Here is a 22,926-nt window from a genome sequence, read left to right as displayed (position 1 = left end):
TTCACCTGTATAACCAGAAGGCGGTGCTTTCTATGGTGGCACCGCTTTTAATGTAGCGACGCAGCGCGGGGGTATTACTCACCTGAGTTGCCACCCGCAGGGTTTGCAAACCACGCTGACGACACCAGTCTTGCGCAGCAGCCATCAGTTCCTCGCCCAATCCTCGTCCAGCAAGCAGGCCAATTCTGGCCTCGACATCATTTAACTGCCGTAACGTCACAAAGCCCTGGGGCTCATCGCCGTTCTGCCGCAACAGGCACTGGTGATCGAACGTGCCAAGGACGGCGTTTTCAATCCATTGCGCATAGAAACGGCCGCTGTCCCCGGCCTTATACCAAGGCGTACGAAAGCGGCTTTGCGTGAATACCTGAGAAGCCGCCTGGCGAAGCGAAGGGATGTCATTCGGCTGGGCGATATCGACGGGAATATTTGCATTTTGCGTGCCAACAGAAAGGGCCAAATCCACTTCACCTTCGACAAGCTGGAAGCCAAGCTGCTGCAGACCATCCAGCCAGTCGGTACGATGAGAGGGAATTTTTGCCTGGACGCGCGACCAGGTATTTAACTGATCTTCCTGCAGCGCAGGGGCTTCCTCAGAGAAGCGAACCGCGCAGCTGTTTACGTCAAAGAAACGATTTTCCCAGTCCAGAGGAGCCAGGGTGCCGTGAATTGGATTCATCATCCGTTACCGCCAGACGCCTTTGGTGTCGACAATCCACGGCTGATGCACCTTATCAGCAGGAACAGCTTTAAATTCTTTATGATCAACCAGCATCACCAGCACGTCAGCCTGTGCAAGCGCGACCTCTGCCGAAGTTAATTCACAGTGGCCGACAAGCTTCCCTGGTAACTCGTGGATATTGGGTTCCACCACCAGCGTTTTACCGCTGTGCCATTCGGCCAGTATCTCGGCAATTTCCATTGCCGGACTTTCACGTAAATCGTCGATGTTGGGTTTGAAAGCAAGACCGAAGCAGGCGATGGTTAATTCGCTGGCGCGGCGGCCTGTTTCAGCCAGGCAATCGGCTATCGCAGCTTTAACCTGATTAATGACCCAGAACGGCTTGCCGTCGTTCACTTCACGTGCGGTGCGGATAAGACGAGCCTGCTCCGGATTTTGCGAAACGATAAACCATGGATCGACCGCAATACAGTGCCCGCCAACGCCGGGCCCAGGCTGCAGCACATTCACGCGAGGATGGCGATTGGCCAGGCGGATAAGTTCCCAGACGTTAATCCCCTGATCGGCACAAATCAGCGAGAGTTCGTTAGCAAAAGCAATATTAACATCGCGGAAGCTGTTTTCCGTCAGTTTACACATTTCGGCTGTGCGAGAGTTGGTGATAATACATTCGCCTTTAAGGAAAATGTTATACAACTCGCTTGCACGGGCAGAACATACCGGCGTCATACCGCCAACGACGCGATCGTTTTTGATAAGCTCAACCATCACCTGCCCCGGTAAAACGCGTTCCGGGCAATAGGCGATATTGATATCCGCAAGCTCCCCTACCTGTTGAGGGAAGCTCAAATCTGGACGCAGGGCAGCCAGCCATTCCGCCATTTGCTCCGTCGCGCCAACGGGAGAGGTTGATTCCAGCACGACAAGCCCCCCTTTCTTAAGTACGGGCGCAATGGATTCTGCAGCCGCTTTCACATAAACCATGTCGGGTTCATGATCGCCCTTAAAAGGGGTCGGCACAGCAATCAGATAAGCATCGGCCTCGACGGGCTGCACGGTAGCGCTCAGGTATCCGCCCTCAACGGCAGATTTCACCACTTTGTCTAAATCAGGCTCAACGATGTGAATTTCACCTCGATTAATGGTGTCCACCGCCCGCTGGTTAATGTCCACGCCGATGACTTTTCGCTTGCTGGAGGCAAACGCGGCAGCGGTAGGCAGGCCTATGTAACCAAGGCCAATAACAGAGATGGTGGCAAAACTCATGATCTCACCTGATGTTGTTTTAAGGCATTCAAAATACGGCGGCAGGCTTCTCCATCCCCGTAAGGGTTATGGGCACGGCTCATCGCCTGGTATTCTTGCTCATCGCTGAGCAGTCGAGTGACCTCTGCCACAATTCGCTCTTCATCAGTCCCCACCAGCCGCACAGTGCCGGCGGCAACAGCTTCAGGACGCTCAGTGGTTTCACGCATGACTAACACTGGCTTCCCAAGAGAGGGTGCCTCTTCCTGAATCCCGCCGGAATCGGTCAAAATAAGCCAGGCGCGATCCATGAGATAAACAAACGGCAGATACTCCTGAGGCTCAATCAAAACAACGTTATCAACGTGCCCCAAAATTCGTCTTACCGGCTCACTGACGTTTGGATTCATATGAACCGGATATACGATTTGCACATCGCTGTTTTGTGCGGCAATTTTTGCCAACGCGTGGCAGATACGCTCAAACCCTTCGCCGAAACTTTCCCGACGGTGTCCGGTGACCAGAATCATTTTTTTTCCGGCATCGAGGAAGGGATGTTTCGCCTCTATTTCCTGGCGTACAGATTCCTGAGTCAGGACGCGATCTCGCACTGAGAGCAAGGCATCAATAACGCTATTGCCAGTCACGAAGATTTTTTGTTCGCTGATATTTTCTTTCAGCAGGTTCTGACGCGAGTTTTCCGTCGGTGCAAAATGCCAGGAAGCAAGATGTCCAGTTAATGTACGGTTTGCTTCCTCCGGCCACGGGGAGTAAAGGTCACCGGTACGTAACCCCGCCTCAACGTGTCCAACAGGGATCCGCTGGTAGAAGGCAGCAAGGCTTGCAGCAACGGTCGTGGTTGTATCGCCATGAACCAAAACAACGTCCGGCTTAAAGGATTCCAAAATAGGCTTCAGCCCTTCCAGAATTCGGCAGGTAATTTCCGTCAAGCCCTGCCCCGGTTTCATAATGTTTAAGTCATAGTCTGGCGTAATGGAAAAGAGATGTAATACCTGATCCAACATCTCACGATGCTGTGCCGTTACACATACTTTCGCGTCAAAAAACGCGTCTTTTGCCAACGCATCCACCAACGGCGCCATTTTAATAGCTTCCGGGCGCGTGCCAAAAACGGTTAATACTTTCACGGTGATTCTCTTATGTTGAATAAAGTGGAGGCATTCCATCGCTCCTCCACAAGATAAAGGGCCTACGCGGTCTTTGGACGGCGAGCTAAAGCTACTCCAGCACCAACCAGTGCCCCAACCGCACCCCACATAATCAGCAGGAATGCACGACGAGGGCTGTCACGCTTAACTGGCTCTTCTGGCGTGCGTAAATAGCGATAGTTTTGGAAACGAGTATCGACGGTTGGTCCGACATTCAGCGTGTTCAGCATCGCCCGGTTTTGATCGTAATCGATATCAAAATCAGGGCCCACGGCCTGAAGGCTTTCCAGGCGTGCCTGCAACATAGGGCGGCCCAGCATGAACATTTCTGAATCCGGAAGTTCTTCTGCGGGAACATTCGTTTCGCTGCGGGTGATATTTTGCTGTTGAGCGATTTTCAACGCCTGCTCAATGCTTTTTACTTTGCGATCGTAGATAGAGTGCGCGACAGCCTCCTGCCGTTTAACCTGCGCTTTCATCTGAACGGTACGGGCCGCCCAGGCCCCGGTCAACTCTTCGTTCAGGTGGCTAGCCGCGCGCTGGCTTGCAAAAGCAACGTATTGCCGTAAAAGATTGTTGGCATCTGCAGCGGTTTCAGCCACCAGTTTGACGCTGTCGTTAATATTGCGCGCGCTGTCACCAGGGGTGTACTGGATATTGTCGACAATCTCATCCAATAGCGCGGCATCCGCTTTACTGTTACCGACCTGACGCTGCTTGTAGTAATCCGTCTGTAGCCAGAAATCCCTACGGGTATCATATGCAGAAAGCTGCACAACGAATTCTTTATAGGCTTCGTCCATGACCGAAGGCTGATCCGCCGTCGCCATATTCGCTTTCACATCGAGGTTGCGCAGAAACTGTTGCTGAGAATAGTAGCCCCCCAGCATATTGACCGTTGGACGATCAGTGATAGCCGTTGCACTCCACTCTTGTTTCGCTAAAAAGGTGTAAATCAGCGCAATAAGGGCAAACACAAAGGCAATTCCGATAATCCAGAATTTGCCCTGCCACAGCGTACGGAACAGGCCGCGGATATCCAGCTCGTTCTCTACCACCGGGTAATTACCTGGCATATGCTCTTTCATCGCTTCCCCAATTCAAGTCAGACTAAATGTTTACGTTGTTTCTTCGAGTGCGACGTTTATGGCGCCTGATAAAACGAGCGACTTTCCAGGCTCGTTTAATACAAAAATCGTATAGCACAAATGCTAGCAAGAACAATGCCAACATCAGCCATTCTGGAACAAAGTGCACATATTCACCGGCAACGCCGATACCAGCAAGCAGCGCTGCGGCCAGGGTAATCAGCACAAAAGCCTGCCTTGAGGTAAATCCCGCCCGCATGATCAAATGATGAATATGCTGCCGATCCGCGGAGAACGGGCTCATACCTTTGCGCAACCGTCGATACATAATCGCAATCATGTCCATCAGCGGAATCGCGATAATCCATAACGCGGTGACCGGGCTGATAGGATGTGTTTTACCCTGGGTGGTTTCCAGCAGGATCCAGATAATCGTAAAACCGAGCAGCGTACTGCCGGCATCGCCCATAAAAACTTTATAGCGCCGCCCCAACAGGCCAAGGTTCAAAATGATATAAGGCAAAATGGCAACGATCATCGCGAAACACCACATCGCCAGGCTGTGCTGACCATCCAGCAGAAGGATGATGCCCATGGCCGCAAAAGAAACCGAAGAGAGTCCCCCCAACAACCCATCAATGCCATCCACCATGTTGAAAGCGTTGATTGCCGCCCAAACCGCAAACAGCGTCAGGAAGTAACCAAAAGGCCCCAGCACCAATTCCCAGGGGCCTAAAATATAGCCGAGGCTACCAAGGTAAAGATTGCCGATGACCATCATGACAATCGCAATAATTGCCTGCACCGCAGCACGAATTTTCACGCTAATGTCGTAACGATCGTCCAGGGCACCTACCAGTACCAGCGTGCCGGCACATAACAGGTATAGCCAAAGATGCGGGATATAATAATTGCCGATCAAAAAAGTAAAGCAAACGCCGGCAAATACGGAAATACCGCCCACCAGCGGGACCGTCCCCTGATGGCGTTTACGGAAATTGGGTTTATCAACCAGGCCAACGCGGCGGGCAGCTTTGCGCGCACAAAAAAGGAATGCAGTAGTGAATAAAAAAATGAGGATCAGGTCAGTTCCAGCGGTGAGTAGATTCACAGTGCAGGCTCTCGGAAAAATGGAAGACCAGACGCAACAACATATTTAAATCTCCCTGCAAGACAGGTATTAGTCACAAATTCCTCCCTGAAGCTGCAGCAAATAATACAGGCAAACAAAATAATCAAAGATGATGACGCAGTATCCACTGCCATCATAAAGCTGGCTATAGGAATTAGCCGCGTACATATCGTATAGAGCAGAAACGAAAAACGCCACGACTAAGCGTGGCGTTCCCCGAGTTTTTGTTGCTTACGAGCGCTTCATCATGTCGAAGAAGTCATCGTTTGTTTTGGTCATCGCCAGCTTATTGATGAGGAATTCCATGGCATCAATTTCACCCATTGGATGAATGATTTTGCGGAGAATCCACATTTTCTGCAGCTCTTCCTGCGTGGTAAGCAGCTCTTCTTTACGCGTACCGGAACGGTTGTAATCGATGGCCGGGAAGACGCGTTTTTCAGCGATCTTACGGGACAGATGCAGTTCCATGTTACCGGTGCCTTTAAACTCTTCGTAGATGACTTCATCCATTTTAGAGCCGGTATCGATAAGCGCGGTGGCGATAATAGTCAGGCTACCGCCCTCTTCCACATTACGTGCAGCACCGAAGAAGCGTTTTGGACGATGCAGGGCGTTCGCATCCACACCACCTGTCAGGACTTTGCCCGATGCCGGAACAACGGTGTTGTAGGCACGAGCCAGACGCGTGATGGAATCGAGCAAAATGATAACGTCTTTCTTATGTTCAACCAGACGTTTCGCCTTCTCGATAACCATTTCGGCAACCTGAACGTGGCGAGAAGCCGGCTCATCAAAGGTAGAAGCAACAACTTCACCTTTAACCAGACGCTGCATCTCGGTGACTTCTTCTGGACGTTCGTCGATCAGCAGCACCATCAGTACACAGTCTGGGTGGTTATAGGCAATGCTCTGCGCGATGTTCTGCAGCAGCATGGTTTTACCGGCTTTTGGCGGTGCCACGATCAGACCACGCTGGCCACGACCAATTGGCGAAGCCAGATCCAGTACACGTGCGGTTAAGTCTTCGGTAGAACCGTTACCACGCTCCATACGCAGACGAGAGTTTGCATGCAGAGGCGTTAAGTTTTCGAACAGAATCTTGCTACGGGCGTTTTCCGGCTTATCGTAGTTAACTTCGTTAACCTTCAGCAGCGCAAAGTAGCGTTCGCCTTCTTTTGGCGGACGAATCTTACCGGAGATGGTATCCCCTGTGCGGAGGTTGAAACGGCGGATTTGGCTGGGAGAAACGTAGATGTCGTCGGGACCGGCGAGGTAGGAGCTGTCTGCGGAACGGAGGAAACCAAATCCATCCTGCAGTATCTCCAGCACACCGTCACCAAAGATATCTTCGCCACTCTTAGCGTGTTGCTTCAGGATGGAGAAAATGATGTCCTGCTTGCGCATGCGGGCTTGGTTTTCCAGCCCCATATTTTCGCCGAGAGTAATCAGCTCAGAAACCGGCGTATTCTTTAATTCGGTAAGATTCATAATGGTGGGTTCTTAAACTCGGGGTAAATCTCGAACTTAGTTTCGTGAATGGTATGGCAGGGTCATCCATGCCTGTTTAATGGCTACCACACATGTCTGATCGCTGCCTGGTCATAGGAAAAACGCAGAACTGAAACGACGAGACGGAATGGGTGATAAGCCCGAATTCGGTTATGCGTCCGTTGTGATTGCTGTAAAAGAGAGTTGATTTGACAGCGAACGGGAAGCATTAAGGTAATACAAAGATTCAAACTTAAGGGCAAGTTTAAAGCGAAGTCATAGGTAACTTAGCATGTGTGACGCCGGGCGTCCAGCAGCTCGCAAAAAAATGCAAGTGCGGCACGCACCGGCTGAGATTCCATTATGCCAGATTGGCGTCGAGGAACTCTTTTAACTGGCCTTTAGACAGCGCACCCACTTTGGTCGCAGCGACTTCGCCATTTTTGAACAGCAACAGGGTTGGGATACCGCGGATGCCGTACTTCGGTGCCGTGCCCGGGTTCTGGTCGATGTTCAGCTTAGCTACGGTGATTTTGCCCTGATATTCATCAGCGATCTCGTCGAGAATCGGGGCGATCATTTTGCATGGACCACACCACTCTGCCCAGAAATCAACCAGAATCAACCCTTCAGCTTGAAGCACGTCCGTGTCGAAACTGCCGTCAGTCAGGTGAATAATTTTATCGCTCATGTTCAACTCCACAGGATTATGTCTACCTTGTTGGTGTAGCATTAACCAACTTGGGGTGACTTTATTTCACCCGGTTTATTTCAACGGATGTGCTTTCGTAAAGCAATAGTAAACTGATATTCTACCACACTATGAGCAAAACACATTTGACCGAAAAGAAGTTTTCCGACTTCGCCCTGCACCCTAAGGTGATTGAAGCCCTTGAAAATAAAGGGTTCCATAACTGCACCCCAATTCAGGCACTGGCACTTCCGCTGACTCTGGCGAATCGTGACGTTGCAGGGCAGGCGCAAACCGGTACAGGCAAAACGATGGCGTTTCTGACGTCCACGTTCCACTATTTACTTTCTCACCCGGATCCAGAGAACCGTCAGGTGAATCAACCGCGCGCCTTGATTATGGCGCCAACCCGCGAGTTAGCGGTACAGATTCACTCTGATGCGGAACCGTTAGCTCAGGCGACTGGCCTGAAGCTTGGCCTTGCCTATGGCGGCGACGGCTATGACAAACAGCTGAAAGTGCTGGAAAGCGGCGTCGATATTTTGATCGGCACCACCGGCCGACTGATTGACTACGCTAAACAAAATCACATTAACCTGGGCGCGATTCAGGTTGTCGTCCTGGATGAAGCGGATCGCATGTACGATCTCGGCTTTATTAAAGATATTCGTTGGCTGTTCCGCCGCATGCCGCCGGTCACCCAGCGCCTGAATATGCTGTTCTCAGCCACACTTTCCTACCGCGTACGTGAACTGGCTTTCGAGCAGATGAACAACGCGGAATATGTGGAAGTTGAGCCCGAGCAGAGAACCGGCCACCGCATTAAAGAAGAGCTTTTCTATCCTTCTAACGAAGAGAAAATGCGTCTGCTGCAAACGCTACTCGAAGAAGAATGGCCGGACCGTGCCATCATCTTCGCTAACACTAAACATCGCTGTGAAGATATCTGGGGCCATCTGGCTGCCGATGGTCACCGAGTTGGTTTGCTAACCGGCGATGTCGCGCAGAAAAAACGCCTGCGTATTCTGGAAGAGTTTACTCGTGGCGATCTGGATATTCTGGTCGCAACAGACGTGGCAGCTCGCGGTCTGCACATCCCTGCTGTGACGCACGTATTTAACTACGATCTGCCGGACGACTGTGAAGATTACGTTCACCGCATCGGCCGTACCGGTCGTGCCGGAGCAAGCGGTCATTCCATCAGCCTGGCATGTGAAGACTACGCGCTGAACCTGTCGGCGATTGAAACCTATATTGGCCACGCCATTCCGGTAAGCAAATATAACGCTGAAGCACTGTTAAATGAGTTCCCACCGCCAAAACGTCTGACCCGTAGCCGCCCTGGCAACGGTCCACGCCGCGGTGGCGCTCCTCGTGGTAATCGTCGTCGCGCAGGTTAAAAATCTATGCTAAGTACCGCCTCACTCTATGCAGCAATTGATCTGGGTTCTAACAGTTTTCATATGTTGGTTGTGCGTGAGGTGGCAGGAAGCATACAAACCCTGACCCGCATTAAGCGAAAAGTTCGCCTCGCTGCTGGCCTCAACAGCGAGTGCGTTCTCTCCCCGGAGGCCATGGAGCGTGGCTGGCAATGCCTGCGCTTATTTGCCGAACGACTCCAGGATATCCCTCAGAATCAAATTCGCGTCGTGGCTACGGCCACGCTGCGTCTCGCCGTTAATGCCGATGTTTTTTTGCAAAAGGCGCAGGAAATCCTGGGTTGCCCGGTGCAGGTTATTCGCGGTGAAGAAGAAGCCCGCCTGATTTATCAGGGCGTTGCCCACACTACAGGCGGCGACGATCGCCGCCTGGTCGTTGACATCGGTGGTGCAAGTACCGAGCTGGTAACGGGCACCGGGGCGCAAACAACCTCGTTATTCAGCCTCTCAATGGGCTGTGTCACATGGCTGGAGCGTTTCTTTAGCGACAGAAACCTCGCTCAGGAAAACTTCGCCGCGGCAGAAACGGCGGCTGCAGAAGTGCTCAGCCCGGTCATTGCCGAGCTTAAAAGCCACGGCTGGAAGATTTGTGTTGGCGCGTCTGGAACCGTGCAGGCGCTGCAAGAAATCATGATGGCGCAGGGGATGGATGAACGCATTACCCTGGCAAAACTTCAACAACTAAAACAGCGAGCGATTCAGTGCGGCCGGCTGGAAGAGTTGGAAATTGAAGGCCTTACGCTTGAGCGCGCGCTGGTTTTCCCAAGCGGCCTGGCCATTCTCATCGCCATCTTCCAACAGCTTGATATTGAATGCATGACGCTTGCAGGCGGCGCGCTGCGTGAAGGTTTGGTCTATGGAATGCTGCATCTTGCGGTGGACCAGGAGATTCGCCAGAGAACGCTACGTAACGTTCAGCGCCGTTTTATGGTAGATACCAGCCAGGCGGCTCGCGTGGAGCAGCTTGCGCAGAATTTTGCTTCACAAATCGCAGAGCCGTGGGGGCTGGATCCCCTCAGTCAGCAGATGCTGGCGAGCAGCGCCCTGTTGCATGAAATTGGCTTAAGCATCGATTTTAAACATGCCCCGCAGCATGCGGCCTATCTGGTGAGAAATCTGGATTTGCCGGGCTACACGCCCGCGCAGAAAAAATTGCTGGCAACGCTGCTGCTTAACCAGACCAATCCCGTCGATCTCTCTTCGCTCCACCAGCAAAACGCAGTCCCGCCGCGCGTGGCGGAAAGACTCTGCCGTCTTTTACGTCTGGCGATTATTTTCGCAAACCGCCGCAGAGACGATATCCTGCCCGAGATTAAACTGCAGGCCGACGGCGAAACCCTGCATCTGGCATTGCCCGACACCTGGCTTGCCTGTCACCCTCTCGGTGCCGAACTGCTGGAACAGGAAAAACTCTGGCAGAGCTACGTTCACTGGCCGCTCAGCGTCAATTAATCTAGCTTTTACGCGCTTTGGCCAGCATCTCGCGGATGTTGGCCACATTACTCTGCCCTTTTTGCATCCGCTCTTCGGCAGAAACCACTTTCCGCTCAGTTTCCCAGCTTAAATCGTCCTGTGGCAGCTCCATCAGGAACCGGCTTGGTTCAGGCCGTATCAGCTCGCCATACTGCCGGCGCTCCCGGCAAAGCGTAAACGTCAGCTCTTTTTGCGCCCGGGTAATCCCTACGTAAGCCAGACGACGCTCTTCATCCACGTTATCTTCGTCGATGCTGCTTTGGTGCGGCAAAATCCCTTCTTCCATGCCCACAAGGTAGACGTAGGGAAATTCCAGCCCCTTAGAAGCATGTAGAGTCATCAACTGAACCTGATCGGCCTCTTCTTCACTTTCACCACGCTCCATCATGTCACGCAGGGTAAAACGCGTCACCACCTGGATTAACGTCATCGGCTCATTCAGGTCGTTGCCTTCAAGCATCTCGGTCATCCAGCTGAAAAGCTGGTTAACGTTTTTCATCCGCATTTCGGCAGCTTTTGGGCTGGGCGAGGTTTCGTACAGCCAGCTTTCGTAGTCGATGCCGTGGATGAGGTCTCGCACGGCGGCCACCGGTTCGCGCTCGGCAAGCGTTGCCACGTCCCGCAGCCAGTGGGTAAAACGCTGCAACGCATCAAGGCCGCGCCCGCTGAGCGTCTGGCTTAACCCCATATCGAAGCTGGCAGTAAACAGGCCTTTATTGCGCTGCATCGCCCACTCGCCAAGCTTTTGCAGCGTTGCCGGGCCAATTTCGCGCTTGGGTGTATTTACAATACGCAGAAATGCGCTGTCATCATCCGGGTTCGTCAACACGCGCAAATAGGCGAGCAGATCTTTAATTTCCGGACGAGAGAAAAATGAAGTACCGCCGGAGATACGATACGGGATGCGGTTTTGCATCAGCATCTTTTCGAACACCCGCGACTGGTGGTTGCCGCGGTACAGAATCGCGTAATCTTTATAGTTGGTTTTATTAATAAAGTGGTGGGCGATAAGCTCGCCGGTGACGCGCTCGGCCTCATGCTCTTCATGATTAGCCGTCACGACCTTCAATTCTGCGCCGTGTTCAAGTTCAGAGAAAAGCCGCTTCTCAAAAACGTGCGGATTGTTGGCGATCAGAATATTGGCCGCATTCAAAATCCGGCGGGATGAGCGGTAGTTCTGCTCAAGCTTGATGACTTGCAGCGCCGGAAAATCTTTACTCAGTAGAACCAGGTTTTGCGGGTTCGCCCCTCGCCAGGAATAGATAGACTGGTCATCGTCGCCTACAACGGTAAAGCGCGCCCGCGCGCCAACCAACAGTTTCACCAGCTCGTACTGGCTGGTGTTGGTATCCTGATATTCATCTACCAGCAGATAGCGAATACGGTTTTGCCAGCGCTCCCGGACTTCTGCATTGCGCTGCAGCAGCAGCGTTGGCAGCAAAATCAGATCGTCAAAATCCAGCACGTTGCAGGACTTCAGGTGCGTGTCGTAAAGGCCGTAGCAATGGGCAAAAATACGATCCCTTTCGCCCTTCGCCTGCGCGGCGGCCTGCGCCGGAGACAACAACCCGTTCTTCCAGTTGGAGATGGTTGAAATCAGCTGTTGAAGCAGCACCTTATCGTTTTCTAACAGGCCTTCAGTTAGCTCTTTTAGCAGCGCGGTCTGATCGGTATCGTCAAACAGCGAGAAGTTAGATTTCATACCAAGCGCCGCGTACTCGCGCTTGATAATCTCCAGCCCAAGCGTGTGGAAAGTCGAGATCATCAACCCCCGTGCCTCTTTGCGCCCCAGCGTCTGCGAAACGCGCTCTTTCATTTCGCGGGCGGCCTTATTGGTAAAGGTCACCGCCGCGATTTGGCGCGCCTGATAGCCACTTTCGCGAATCAGATGCGCAATTTTATTGGTGATAACGCGCGTTTTACCCGAGCCCGCCCCGGCCAAAACCAGGCAGGGTCCGGTGACAAATTCGACGGCTTGTTGTTGGCCAGGGTTTAAACGCATACGGTCACTCAATGAAAGTCAGGAGGGGACAAAAACAGCGTGGTAGTATAGCGAGCGTAATCAACATGACTCAAGGCACTATCATGGCAAAAACCGCAGCAGCACTGCATATCCTTGTAAAGGAAGAAAAACTGGCTCTGGACCTTCTGGAGCAGCTTAAAAACGGTGGCGACTTCGAAAAACTGGCGAAGAAGCACTCTACCTGCCCATCCGGCAAAAAAGGCGGCCATTTAGGTGAATTCCGTCAGGGGCAGATGGTTCCTGCGTTCGATAAAGTGGTCTTTTCCTGCCCGCTGCTGGAGCCTTACGGCCCGCTGCACACTCAGTTCGGCTACCACATCATCAAGGTGTTGTACCGTAACTAAGCCAAAGGCCGGGATATCCGGCCTTTTCTTTACTTTGTCGACTGCAGCGTCTGCTGGGCTTCATGCTTCAGCAAGTGCGTGCCGACCGCCATCTGGAACACTTTAAAAATAATGCCGTTCACGAAAGTGGTCAGCGTGAGGGTAATAAACGCCGTCATAATCCAGTCGATCACCGGTATCCCGCTGTGCAGCAAATAGGGACGGTAAATCAGCATTCCGGCAAACACGACCCAGTGGCTAAGGCAGTAGAAACATTGAAAGAGATGGCCCAGCATCGCATGCTTTTTCGCCGTCCAGCCGCGTAACCCTGCAAACAGTTCATTTTGCGTTATCGTCATCGAAATGCTGGCGGCGGCCAGGGCGATCATCAGACAAACTGGCAGTTCCGTGGTTAAGGTTGAAATCATTCCTCATGCCCCTTTTCATTGAAATAGCTAATAAATTCGCTCCCGATATCTTGTAATGTCAGGCTTTTAAACCGCGCCAGTACCAGCTCTTCAGCCGCGGTAAACGTCTCGGACATCACTCGATTCACCCCCTGCTCCACCAGGCATTGCGGGTTTTCATTGCGGTTACCTAGCGCAAACAGACCCGGCGATCCCAGCGCCAGATAAATATCCAGCAGCGTCACTTCGCTAGCCGGGCGGCATAGTCTCCAGCCGCCGTGGTGACCTTTGGTTGAGCAGACGATGTTGTTCTCGCGCAGACCGGCGAGCACTTTACGAATAAACGCCGGATTGCCGTCGATAAAGGCGGCCATTTGTTCCGATGTGAGCGGTTTGTCCATCTGCTCCAGGTGAAGCAGGATGTGCAATGTTGCTGAGAAGGAGTTATTTGCTTTCATGTAACTTACAATATTACATAAAAAGAGAGGCGGCAAGATAACAGGCACAAAAAAAGGCGCCGAAGCGCCTTTTTCATTTCAAAAACACATTAGCCAGCAACAGCGATGCGTTTCATATCGGTCATGTAGCCACGCAGTTTTTGACCCACTTTTTCGATTTCGTGGCTGCGAATGGCTTCATTGACGTCACGAAGTTGAGCGTTGTCTACCGCAGCGGCTGGGATCTCTTTACCCAGATCGCCCGGCTGCAGCGTGGTCATGAACTCTTTCAGCAGTGGTACGGCCGCGTAGGAGAACAGGTAGTTACCGTACTCAGCGGTATCAGAAATAACCACGTTCATTTCGTACAGGCGCTTACGAGCAATGGTGTTAGCAATCAGCGGCAGCTCGTGCAGGGACTCATAGTATGCCGACTCTTCGATGATGCCAGCGTCAACCATGGTTTCGAAGGCCAGCTCAACGCCTGCTTTCACCATGGCAATCATTACCACGCCTTTGTCGAAGTATTCCTGCTCGGAAATCTTACCTTCAAACTGCGGTGCAGTTTCGAAAGCGGTCTGGCCGGTCTCTTCACGCCAGGTATGCAGTTTCTTATCGTCGTTAGCCCAGTCAGCCATCATGCCGGAGGAGAACTCACCGGAGATGATGTCATCCATGTGTTTCTGGAACAGCGGAGCCATAATGGTTTTCAGCTGCTCGGACAGCGCGTTGGCGCGGATTTTTGCCGGGTTGGACAGACGGTCCATCATCAGCGTGATCCCGCCCTGCTTCAGCGCTTCGGTGATGGTTTCCCAGCCGAACTGAATCAGTTTTTCTGCATATGCAGCATCAGTACCTTCAGCCACCAGCTTGTCGAAGCACAGCAGAGAACCGGCCTGCAGCATACCGCACAGGATAGTTTGCTCGCCCATCAGGTCAGATTTCACTTCCGCAACGAAGGAAGACTCCAGCACGCCCGCACGGTGGCCACCGGTGGCCGCAGCCCAGGCTTTGGCAATCGCCATACCTTCGCCTTTCGGATCGTTTTCAGGGTGAACTGCGATCAGCGTTGGCACACCAAAACCACGTTTGTATTCTTCGCGCACTTCGGTGCCCGGGCACTTAGGTGCTACCATCACCACGGTGATGTCTTTACGAATGGTTTCGCCGACTTCAACCACGTTGAAACCGTGGGAGTAGCCCAGCGCCGCGCCGTCTTTCATCATCGGCTGTACGGCCTGAACAACGGAAGAGTGCTGTTTGTCTGGCGTCAGGTTAACAACCAGATCCGCCTGTGGGATCAGCTCTTCATAAGTACCCACTTTGAAGCCATTTTCGGTCGCTTTACGCCAGGATGCACGTTTCTCGGCGATAGCTTCCGCACGCAGGGCATAGGAAACATCCAGCCCGGAGTCGCGCATGTTCAGACCCTGGTTAAGACCCTGAGCACCGCAGCCGACGATGACGACTTTTTTACCTTTGAGGTAGCTTGCTTCATCGGCGAATTCATCGCGCCCCATGAAGCGACATTTACCCAACTGCGCTAACTGCTGACGCAGGTTCAAAGTGTTGAAATAATTAGCCATCGTAGAACTCCGTATGTGTCGTGTTGTGCTTATTGTAAGGGCTCTGCAGCCGTGTCGTGCTGCCTAGAATGAACCCACTATATGACAGGAAATGCGTTGCTTAAATTGATATATTAACAACATCGCGTTGCAATTATTGCAATGCAAAAACGAGGCTTGATGACCATGGATTTACGCGATCTGAAAACCTTTCTGCACCTGGCTGAAAGCCGCCATTTTGGGCGTAGCGCGCGCGCCATGCACGTCAGTCCCTCCACGCTTTCGCGCCAGATCCAGCGTCTGGAGGACGACCTCGGGCAACCTCTGTTTTTGCGTGATAACCGCACCGTGACGCTGACTGAAGCCGGCGAGCAATTACGGCTGTTTGCCCAGCACACGCTGCTGCAATATCAGCAGATGCGCCACACGCTTGGCCAGCAAGGTCCTTCCCTGAGCGGAGAGCTGCATCTGTTTTGCTCGGTGACCGCCGCATACAGCCATTTGCCGCCCATTCTGGACCGCTTCCGGGCTGAACATCCTTCCGTTGAAATTAAGCTGACCACCGGCGACGCCGCGGATGCGGTAGAAAAAGTCGACTCCAACGAAGCCGATCTCGCCATTGCCGGAAAACCAGAGTCCCTTCCGCCTGGCGTGGCTTTCTCAATGCTGGAAAATTTATCCGTGGCCTTGATCGCCCCCGCTTTGCCTTGCCCTGTCAGAGCGCAGGTAAGCCAACCGGAGCCAGACTGGGCCAAAATTCCGTTTATCATGCCCGAGCAAGGGCCCGTTCGGCGCCGTATAGAACTGTGGTTCCGCCGCCAGAAAATCAGTAACCCGGTAATCTACGCTACCGTCGCCGGCCACGAAGCCATGGTGTCAATGGTGGCGCTGGGATGTGGCGTCGCGCTGATCCCGGAAATCGTGCTGGAAAACAGCCCGGAACCGGTGCGCAACCGCGTGCTGGTTCTGGAACGTAACGATGAGAAAGCGCCGTTTGAACTGGGCGTTTGCGTACAAAAAAAGCGGCTCAATGAGCCGCTTATCAGCGCGTTCTGGAAGCTTTTACCCGGCAGCCATTAACCGGCCAGGAAGAAGCGGAACGCCGGGTTCTGGGTTTCGTCGTGACATTCGTAACCCAGTTCATTGAGCCGGGTTTCGAAGTCCGGCTCATTTTCGCCCAACTCAAACGCCGCGAGAACTCGCCCGTAGTCGGTGCCGTGGCTGCGGTAGTGGAACAGAGAAATGTTCCAGTGCGTTCCCAGCGTGCTCAGGAACTTCAGCAGCGCCCCCGGCGATTCCGGGAATTCAAAGCTGTACAACCGTTCGCGCAGCGGCTTCGAAGGTCGGCCGCCCACCATGTAGCGAACATGCAGCTTCGCCATTTCGTCGTCAGAGAGATCGACCACACCGTAGCCGCCTTCGCTGAGCTGAGCGATGATCTCTTTACGCTCTTCCAGTCCGCGAGTCAGTCGCACCCCAACAAAAATGCAGGCATCGTCAGAGCTGGCGTAACGGTAGTTGAACTCAGTGACCGAGCGACCGCCCAGCAGCTGGCAAAACTTCAGGAAACTGCCTTTTTGCTCTGGAATAGTGACCGCCAGCAATGCTTCTCGCTGCTCGCCCAGTTCACAGCGCTCCGAGACATAGCGTAGCCCGTGAAAATTCACGTTTGCGCCAGACAGCACATGCGCCAGGCGTTCGCCACGAATGTTGTGCTGCTGGATGTACTTTTTCATCCCCGCCAGCGCCAGCGCGCCGGAAGGCTCGGCGACAGCACGCACGTCTTCGAACAAATCCTTCATCGCCGCGCAGATGGCATCGCTGTCCACGGTGATGATGTCGTCCAGGTATTCCTGGCACACGCGGAAGGTTTCGTCGCCGATGCGCTTAACAGCAACACCTTCGGCAAACAGCCCTACGCGCGGCAGCTCAACCGGGTGCCCGGCATCCAGCGCCGCCTTGAGACAGGCAGAATCTTCGGCTTCAACCGCAATCACTTTGATCTGCGGCATCAGTTGCTTGATCAAAACCGCTACGCCAGCCGCCAGGCCACCGCCGCCAACCGGCACGAATACGCGATCGATGTGCGCATCCTGCTGCAGCAATTCCAGCGCAACCGTACCCTGCCCGGCGATGACTGCCGGGTGATCAAACGGAGGCACGTAGGTGAAACCTTGCTGCTGAGAAAGTTCGATGGCTTTGGCTTTTGCCTCATCGAAATTCGCGCCATGCAGCAACACTTCGCCTCCGAAGGCCCGCACAGCATCGACTTTGATATCCGCAGTAGCCACAGGCATAACGATCAGCGACTTAATACCCAATCGCGTGGACGAAAGCGCGACGCCCTGAGCGTGATTTCCCGCAGAAGCGGTGATCACGCCACTGGCTTTTTGCTCGCTGTTCAAGCCCGCAATCATCGAGTAAGCCCCGCGCAGCTTGAAGCTATGCACAGGCTGACGGTCTTCACGCTTAACCAGAATGACGTTATCAAGGCGCGACGAAAGCTTTTCCATTTTCTGCAGCGGCGTTACCTGCACAACTTCGTAAACCGGCGCGCGCAATACCGCGCGCAGATACTCTGCTCCGCCGGGGGCATCGGGTAGCGGTTGTGACTCAGCCATAATTAGCCTCCAAGCTTGCTTTTATCACGCACGGCGCCTTTATCCGCACTGGTGGCGAGGCTGGCGTAGGCGCGCAGGGCGAAGGAAACCTGGCGCTCACGATTGCGAGGCGTCCATGCCGCTTCACCGCGAGCTTTCTGCGCTTCACGACGTGCAGCCATTTCCTGATCGGTGAGCTGCAGCTGAATACCGCGATTAGGGATATCAATGGCAATCATGTCGCCGTCTTCAATCAGAGCGATATTGCCGCCGCTCGCGGCTTCAGGAGAAACGTGGCCGATCGACAGACCCGAGGTCCCGCCGGAGAAACGGCCGTCGGTGACCAGCGCGCAGGCTTTACCCAGTCCCATAGATTTCAGGAAGGTGGTTGGGTAGAGCATTTCCTGCATGCCTGGCCCGCCCTTTGGTCCTTCGTAGCGAATAACAACCACGTCACCTGCAACGACTTTACCGCCGAGGATGGCTTCTACCGCATCGTCCTGGCTTTCATAAACTTTGGCCGGGCCGCGGAATACCAGGCTACCTTCATCCACGCCAGCGGTTTTAACAATACAGCCGTTTTCCGCGAAGTTGCCGTACAGAACGGCCAGGCCGCCATCTTTGCTGTAGGCATTTTCCAGTGAGCGAATGCAACCGTTAGCGCGATCGTCATCCAGCGTGTCCCAGCGGCAGTTCTGCGAGAAAGCCTGGGTAGTACGAATGCCCGCCGGACCCGCGCGGAACATCGTTTTCACCGCCTCGTCTTTGGTCAGCATGACATCGTATTGTTCCAACGTCTGCGGCAGGGAAAGGCCAAGCACGTTTTTCACTTCGCGGTTCAACAATCCGGCGCGATCCAGCTCGCCGAGGATCCCGAGTACGCCACCCGCACGGTGCACGTCTTCCATATGGTATTTCTGGGTGCTTGGCGCGACTTTACACAGCTGTGGAACCTTGCGGGACAGCTGGTCAATGTCGGTCATGGTGAAGTCGATTTTAGCTTCTTGCGCGGCGGCCAGCAGGTGCAGAACGGTGTTAGTGGAGCCGCCCATGGCGATATCCAGCGTCATGGCGTTTTCGAACGCCTCTTTGCTGGCGATGCTGCGCGGGAGCGCGGTGGCATCATCCTGCTCGTAATAGCGCTTGGTCAGTTCAACAATGCGTTTACCCGCGTTCAGGAACAACTCTTTGCGGTCAGCGTGCGTCGCCAGCAGTGAACCGTTACCCGGCTGAGACAGACCTAGCGCCTCGGTCAGGCAGTTCATGGAGTTGGCAGTGAACATACCTGAACAAGAGCCGCACGTTGGACACGCGGAGCGTTCAACCTGCTCGCTTTGCTCGTCAGAAACTTTCGGGTCCGCACCCTGAATCATCGCATCGACCAGATCCAGCTTGATGATCTGGTCGGAAAGTTTAGTTTTCCCGGCTTCCATCGGGCCGCCGGAGACGAAGATCACCGGAATGTTCAGGCGCAGCGAGGCCATCAGCATCCCTGGGGTGATTTTGTCGCAGTTGGAGATACAAACCATGGCATCGGCGCAGTGGGCGTTCACCATGTACTCAACCGAGTCGGCAATCAGCTCGCGGGACGGCAGGGAATAGAGCATACCGCCGTGCCCCATCGCGATACCGTCATCCACCGCAATGGTGTTGAACTCTTTCGCTACGCCGCCGGAGGCTTCGATTTGCTCGGCAACCAGTTTACCCAGGTCGCGCAGGTGAACGTGGCCCGGTACGAATTGGGTAAAGGAGTTGACGACCGCAATGATCGGTTTGCCAAAATCGGCGTCGGTCATCCCCGTTGCGCGCCACAGCGCGCGGGCACCCGCCATATTGCGGCCGTGGGTTGTAGTGGCGGAACGATACTTAGGCATGCTTTATTTACTCCAGTCTGTCGGGTAGCAGGCGGTCAGTTGCCGCCCGCCTGATTATATTTTTGTTTAAGGCTTACGGGTTTACCTGATCTAACCAGCCCCACTTGTCTTCGGTTTCGCCGGTGAACAGGCCAAAGAATGCCTGTTGAATACGTTTGGTGACCGGGCCACAGCGGCCTTCGCCCACCTGAATGCGGTCTACGCTGCGTACCGGGGTGATTTCAGCGGCGGTACCGGACATAAAGACTTCGTCGGCCAGGTACAGAGATTCGCGCGACAGCACCTGCTCACGGACTTCAATGCCCAGGTCTTTTGCCAGCTTGATGATTGCATCGCGGGTAATCCCCGGCAGCGCTGAAGAGGTAAATGGCGGGGTGTAGATCACGCCGTCTTTTACTTCGAACAGGTTTTCACCCGCGCCCTCAGACAGGAAGCCGTTCACATCGAGCGCAATCCCTTCCTGATAGCCGTGGCGGCGTGCTTCGCTGCCGACCAGCAGAGAAGAAAGGTAGTTACCGCCCGCTTTGGCCGCGGTAGGAATGGTGTTTGGTGCCGCACGATTCCAGGAAGAGACCATTGCATCAATCCCCTGATCCAGCGCTTCAGCGCCCAGATAAGCGCCCCACGGGAAAGCCGCAATGATCACGTCGGTGGTATACCCTTCCGGCGGATTAACGCCCATACCTACGTCGCCAACAAAGACCAGAGGGCGAATGTAAGCGCTGGTGAGATTATTTTTACGGATAACCGCACGGCAGGCTTCCATCAGCTCATCCACGCTTTGCGATACCGGGAAGCGATAGATTTTTGCTGAGTCACGCAAGCGCTGCATGTGTTCACGATGACGGAACACCACTGGCCCTTTGTGCGAGTCGTAGCAACGGATGCCTTCGAAGACCGAAGTACCGTAGTGCAGCGCGTGGGACATTACGTGAACTTTCGCTTCTCCCCACGGAGTCATCTCGCCATTGAACCAGATGTAATCAGCTTTCTTGGTCGTCATTGTTCTCTTCCTTTTACGCTCAGGCGCGGATTTGTTGTGATGTTTGTGGCTGGATTTCAACGCAGGCAACGTCAACCAGCTTGCTTAATTGAGTAAACAGTAATTCGACTGGCCGCAGGCTAGCAACGGTCAATTCAATATTAATATTGTCGGTATTCCCCGCCGCGGCCATATTCATCGCGCAGATCTGGAATCCACGATGGCGCACTACGCGTAAAACACGTTCTAACGTTTCCGGGCGGAAGCGAGCCTGCACTGCGAGCTGATGTTGCATCATGATAATTTCTCCAGCATTTGCGAGTTACTGGCACCGGGTGGTACCAACGGCCAGACGTTTTCGTACTCATCGATCGAGACGTGAAGCATGTACGGGCCGTCGCTGTTCAGCAGGGCGTCTAACGCGGCTTCTACCTGGTCTTTACGGGTGATGTGCTGACCTGGAATGCCAAAGGCGCTGGCCAGCGTGAGGAAATCAGGGTTGTCGGTCAGGGTGGTTTCACTGTAGCGCTCTTCAAAAAACAGCTGCTGCCACTGTCTCACCATGCCCAGGCGTTGGTTATCGAGCAGCAGGATTTTGACCGGCAACTGTTTGCGCTTGATGGTGCCTAACTCCTGAACGTTCATCATGAAAGAGCCATCGCCGGAGACGCAAATAACCGTATCTTCCGGCCTTGCAACCTGAGCACCAACGGCGGCGGGTAAACCAAAGCCCATCGTGCCAAGCCCGCTGGAAGTGATGAAGTTCTCAGGGCGAGTGAAGGTCATGTGCTGTGCGGTCCACATCTGATGCTGGCCTACGTCGGTGGTCACAACGGCTTCTGCTGATTTGCGCTCGGAGAGCTGCTTCAGCAGCAAGGGGGCATAGATAGCCTGACCCGGATGATCGTAGCGCCACTGGTGTTCTTCGTTCAGGGCGGCGACATGCTGCTGCCAGGAGGCAATGTGCAACGGCTGTTGCAAGGCCGGTAAAAGCTGATTCAGCGGCCCCTGCAACGCGACATGCGCCTGGCGCAGCTTGCTCAGCTCCGCAGGATCGATATCCATGTGGATAACTTTGGCGTGCGGAGCAAAGGTATTCAGCTTCCCGGTGACGCGGTCATCGAAACGGGCTCCAACGGCCAACAGCAGATCGCATTCCTGAACGGCGAGGTTCGCCGCCTTGGTGCCGTGCATTCCCAACATACCGGTATAAAACGCATGGTCGGCCGGGACGGCACCCAGCCCTTTCAGAGTGACTGTGGAAGGCATGCCCGTGACGGAAATAAACTCACGGAGCGCTGGAACCGCCTGCGCCATCCCAACGCCGCCGCCAACGTAAAGCATCGGCTTTTTGGCCTGAGCGAGCATTTCACGGGCCTGCTGCAATTCAGCCAACGGTAGGTCAGCATCATCTTCAACGGCAGATAACCAGGCCTCAGGCTCACCAATAGCCAACTGAATATCTTTTGGAATATCGACCAGAACGGGGCCTGGACGGCCAGAATTAGCAATCTCAAATGCCTCGGCAAGGACACGCGGCAATTCATCAAGGGATTCGACGAGGAAACTGTGTTTGGTGCAGGCAAGCGACAGGCCGAGGACGTCAACTTCCTGGAAAGCGTCAGTCCCGATCAAAGGTGCAGCCACCTGGCCGGTGATGGCAACCACAGGAACAGAATCTAAAAGTGCGTCAGCAAGGCCAGTTAACAGATTTGTCGCACCGGGGCCAGAAGTGGCAATACACACACCGGTTTTGCCCGTTGAGCGGGCATAACCAATAGCCGCCATGGCTGCACCTTGCTCATGGCGACACAGTAGATGTTCCACACCACCGTCGTACAACGCATCGTACACCGGCATAATCGCGCCGCCAGGATAACCGAAAACTGTTTCAACACCCTGCGCCCGCAACGCATGTACTACCCACTGTGCACCATTCATAGTTAGTTCCCCGTCTCATTACCGGAGAAACAGCATTTTATTCTGCAACACATACTCTGTTCCTCGCTTCACATTCTTCAGTCAACAAAAAACCCCCGGACCTTTCGGTGCGGGGGTTCTTTTCGATTCAGGCTTGATTTTTAAGCCTTTCTTTCTCCAAGTGCAGCCCCGCACGGTGGGATAATAATCACCACCACGCTAATCACGACCAGGCTAATCACTCGTAGAAGGGCTGTCATTTTTTGTATGTTCTAACGTCTAGTTCGAAGTAATGCCTACAGAGTTATCACAGAGTTGACGTAAAGCACAATATTTTTTTATGACGAAAAGATCGTCGTTGAAATTAATTAGCATAAAAACTATT

The 22,926-nt window shown here is 53.7% G+C and carries 21 protein-coding genes; 4 read left to right on the top strand and 17 right to left on the bottom strand.

The features are described from left to right. Position 1: 1 nt before the first annotated feature. The 7 genes from rffC to trxA all read right to left on the bottom strand — a co-directional run bounded on the left by rffC (position 2) and on the right by trxA (position 7,498). Positions 2-679: a dTDP-4-amino-4,6-dideoxy-D-galactose acyltransferase gene (rffC, locus tag AAIE02_RS14880; protein WP_336983788.1), complete on the bottom strand. Its 678-nt coding sequence runs from the start codon at positions 677-679 to the stop codon at positions 2-4. A gap of 6 nt (positions 680-685) precedes the next feature. Further along, positions 686-1,948: a UDP-N-acetyl-D-mannosamine dehydrogenase gene (gene wecC, locus AAIE02_RS14875; protein ID WP_336983782.1), complete on the bottom strand. Its 1,263-nt coding sequence runs from the start codon at positions 1,946-1,948 to the stop codon at positions 686-688. Next, positions 1,945-3,075 carry a non-hydrolyzing UDP-N-acetylglucosamine 2-epimerase gene (gene wecB, locus AAIE02_RS14870; RefSeq protein ID WP_166879562.1) on the bottom strand — a complete coding sequence of 377 codons (1,131 nt, stop codon included), beginning with the start codon at positions 3,073-3,075 and terminating at the stop codon, positions 1,945-1,947. Before wecB ends, wecC begins: the two co-directional genes overlap by 4 nt. 62 nt (positions 3,076-3,137) lie before the next feature. Continuing rightward, complete coding sequence (gene wzzE, locus AAIE02_RS14865) at positions 3,138-4,184, bottom strand: ECA polysaccharide chain length modulation protein (RefSeq protein WP_008455554.1); 1,047 nt, start codon at positions 4,182-4,184, stop codon at positions 3,138-3,140. 22 nt (positions 4,185-4,206) lie between these two features. Next, entirely contained in the window at positions 4,207-5,295 is a 1,089-nt protein-coding gene (wecA, locus tag AAIE02_RS14860; RefSeq protein ID WP_166995847.1) for a UDP-N-acetylglucosamine--undecaprenyl-phosphate N-acetylglucosaminephosphotransferase, read from the bottom strand. Positions 5,296-5,547: 252 nt separating this feature from the next. After that, positions 5,548-6,807, bottom strand: coding sequence for a transcription termination factor Rho (rho, locus tag AAIE02_RS14855; RefSeq protein WP_008455558.1), 1,260 nt, complete (start codon positions 6,805-6,807; stop codon positions 5,548-5,550). Positions 6,808-7,168: 361 nt separating this feature from the next. Continuing rightward, positions 7,169-7,498, bottom strand: a complete 330-nt coding sequence (gene trxA, locus AAIE02_RS14850) for a thioredoxin TrxA (RefSeq protein ID WP_008455560.1) — start codon at positions 7,496-7,498, stop codon at positions 7,169-7,171. Between the two features lie 131 nt (positions 7,499-7,629). Between trxA and rhlB the strand changes: the two genes are divergently transcribed. Together rhlB and gppA are read left to right on the top strand one after the other, a co-directional pair. Beyond that, on the top strand, positions 7,630-8,898 hold the full coding sequence (gene rhlB, locus AAIE02_RS14845) for an ATP-dependent RNA helicase RhlB (RefSeq protein WP_498532826.1): 1,269 nt from the start codon (positions 7,630-7,632) through the stop codon (positions 8,896-8,898). Positions 8,899-8,904: 6 nt separating this feature from the next. Continuing rightward, entirely contained in the window at positions 8,905-10,389 is a 1,485-nt protein-coding gene (gene gppA, locus AAIE02_RS14840) for a guanosine-5'-triphosphate,3'-diphosphate diphosphatase (RefSeq protein WP_166995845.1), read from the top strand. A 1-nt stretch (position 10,390) separates the two neighbouring features. Here gppA and rep read toward each other — a convergent pair whose 3' ends face one another. After that, entirely contained in the window at positions 10,391-12,412 is a 2,022-nt protein-coding gene (gene rep, locus AAIE02_RS14835) for a DNA helicase Rep (protein ID WP_008455567.1), read from the bottom strand. An 83-nt stretch (positions 12,413-12,495) separates the two neighbouring features. Here rep and ppiC point away from each other — a divergent pair, with 83 nt between their 5' ends. Continuing rightward, entirely contained in the window at positions 12,496-12,777 is a 282-nt protein-coding gene (gene ppiC, locus AAIE02_RS14830) for a peptidylprolyl isomerase PpiC (protein ID WP_008455569.1), read from the top strand. Between the two features lie 29 nt (positions 12,778-12,806). Here the strand turns inward: ppiC and AAIE02_RS14825 are convergent, their stop codons facing one another. From AAIE02_RS14825 to ilvC, 3 genes are all read right to left on the bottom strand, one after another. Continuing rightward, the gene (locus AAIE02_RS14825; protein WP_498532825.1) at positions 12,807-13,184 is read right to left on the bottom strand and encodes a DUF1360 domain-containing protein; all 378 of its coding nucleotides are present in this window, start codon (positions 13,182-13,184) and stop codon (positions 12,807-12,809) included. After that, on the bottom strand, positions 13,181-13,621 hold the full coding sequence (locus AAIE02_RS14820; RefSeq protein ID WP_498532824.1) for an Rrf2 family transcriptional regulator: 441 nt from the start codon (positions 13,619-13,621) through the stop codon (positions 13,181-13,183). Before AAIE02_RS14820 ends, AAIE02_RS14825 begins: the two co-directional genes overlap by 4 nt. 89 nt (positions 13,622-13,710) lie before the next feature. Next, positions 13,711-15,186: a ketol-acid reductoisomerase gene (gene ilvC / locus AAIE02_RS14815; RefSeq protein WP_008455576.1), complete on the bottom strand. Its 1,476-nt coding sequence runs from the start codon at positions 15,184-15,186 to the stop codon at positions 13,711-13,713. A gap of 165 nt (positions 15,187-15,351) precedes the next feature. On the opposite strand from ilvC, the gene ilvY reads away from it, so the two are divergent. Further along, positions 15,352-16,245 carry an HTH-type transcriptional activator IlvY gene (ilvY, locus tag AAIE02_RS14810; RefSeq protein WP_008455578.1) on the top strand — a complete coding sequence of 298 codons (894 nt, stop codon included), beginning with the start codon at positions 15,352-15,354 and terminating at the stop codon, positions 16,243-16,245. Here the strand turns inward: ilvY and ilvA are convergent. The 6 genes from ilvA to ilvL all read right to left on the bottom strand — a co-directional run bounded on the left by ilvA (position 16,242) and on the right by ilvL (position 22,801). Continuing rightward, positions 16,242-17,786, bottom strand: coding sequence for a threonine ammonia-lyase, biosynthetic (gene ilvA, locus AAIE02_RS14805; protein ID WP_008455579.1), 1,545 nt, complete (start codon positions 17,784-17,786; stop codon positions 16,242-16,244). The genes ilvY and ilvA overlap by 4 nt on opposite strands. Before the next feature lie 2 nt (positions 17,787-17,788). Beyond that, complete coding sequence (ilvD, locus tag AAIE02_RS14800) at positions 17,789-19,639, bottom strand: dihydroxy-acid dehydratase (RefSeq protein WP_498532823.1); 1,851 nt, start codon at positions 19,637-19,639, stop codon at positions 17,789-17,791. 73 nt (positions 19,640-19,712) lie between these two features. Further along, positions 19,713-20,642 (bottom strand): branched-chain amino acid transaminase, encoded by a 930-nt coding sequence (locus AAIE02_RS14795; RefSeq protein WP_039289201.1) that lies wholly within the window; start codon positions 20,640-20,642, stop codon positions 19,713-19,715. Between the two features lie 19 nt (positions 20,643-20,661). Then, entirely contained in the window at positions 20,662-20,919 is a 258-nt protein-coding gene (gene ilvM / locus AAIE02_RS14790) for an acetolactate synthase 2 small subunit (protein ID WP_008455586.1), read from the bottom strand. Beyond that, entirely contained in the window at positions 20,916-22,562 is a 1,647-nt protein-coding gene (gene ilvG / locus AAIE02_RS14785) for an acetolactate synthase 2 catalytic subunit (protein WP_498532822.1), read from the bottom strand. Before ilvG ends, ilvM begins: the two co-directional genes overlap by 4 nt. Before the next feature lie 140 nt (positions 22,563-22,702). After that, the gene (gene ilvL, locus AAIE02_RS14780) at positions 22,703-22,801 is read right to left on the bottom strand and encodes an ilv operon leader peptide (RefSeq protein WP_071530467.1); all 99 of its coding nucleotides are present in this window, start codon (positions 22,799-22,801) and stop codon (positions 22,703-22,705) included. Positions 22,802-22,926: the final 125 nt, after the last annotated feature.

Source organism: Cedecea sp. Ae19-4 (genome assembly GCF_059801165.1).
Note: the sequence above shows the minus strand (reverse complement) of the source record. Positions and strands in the feature narration are given on the sequence as shown.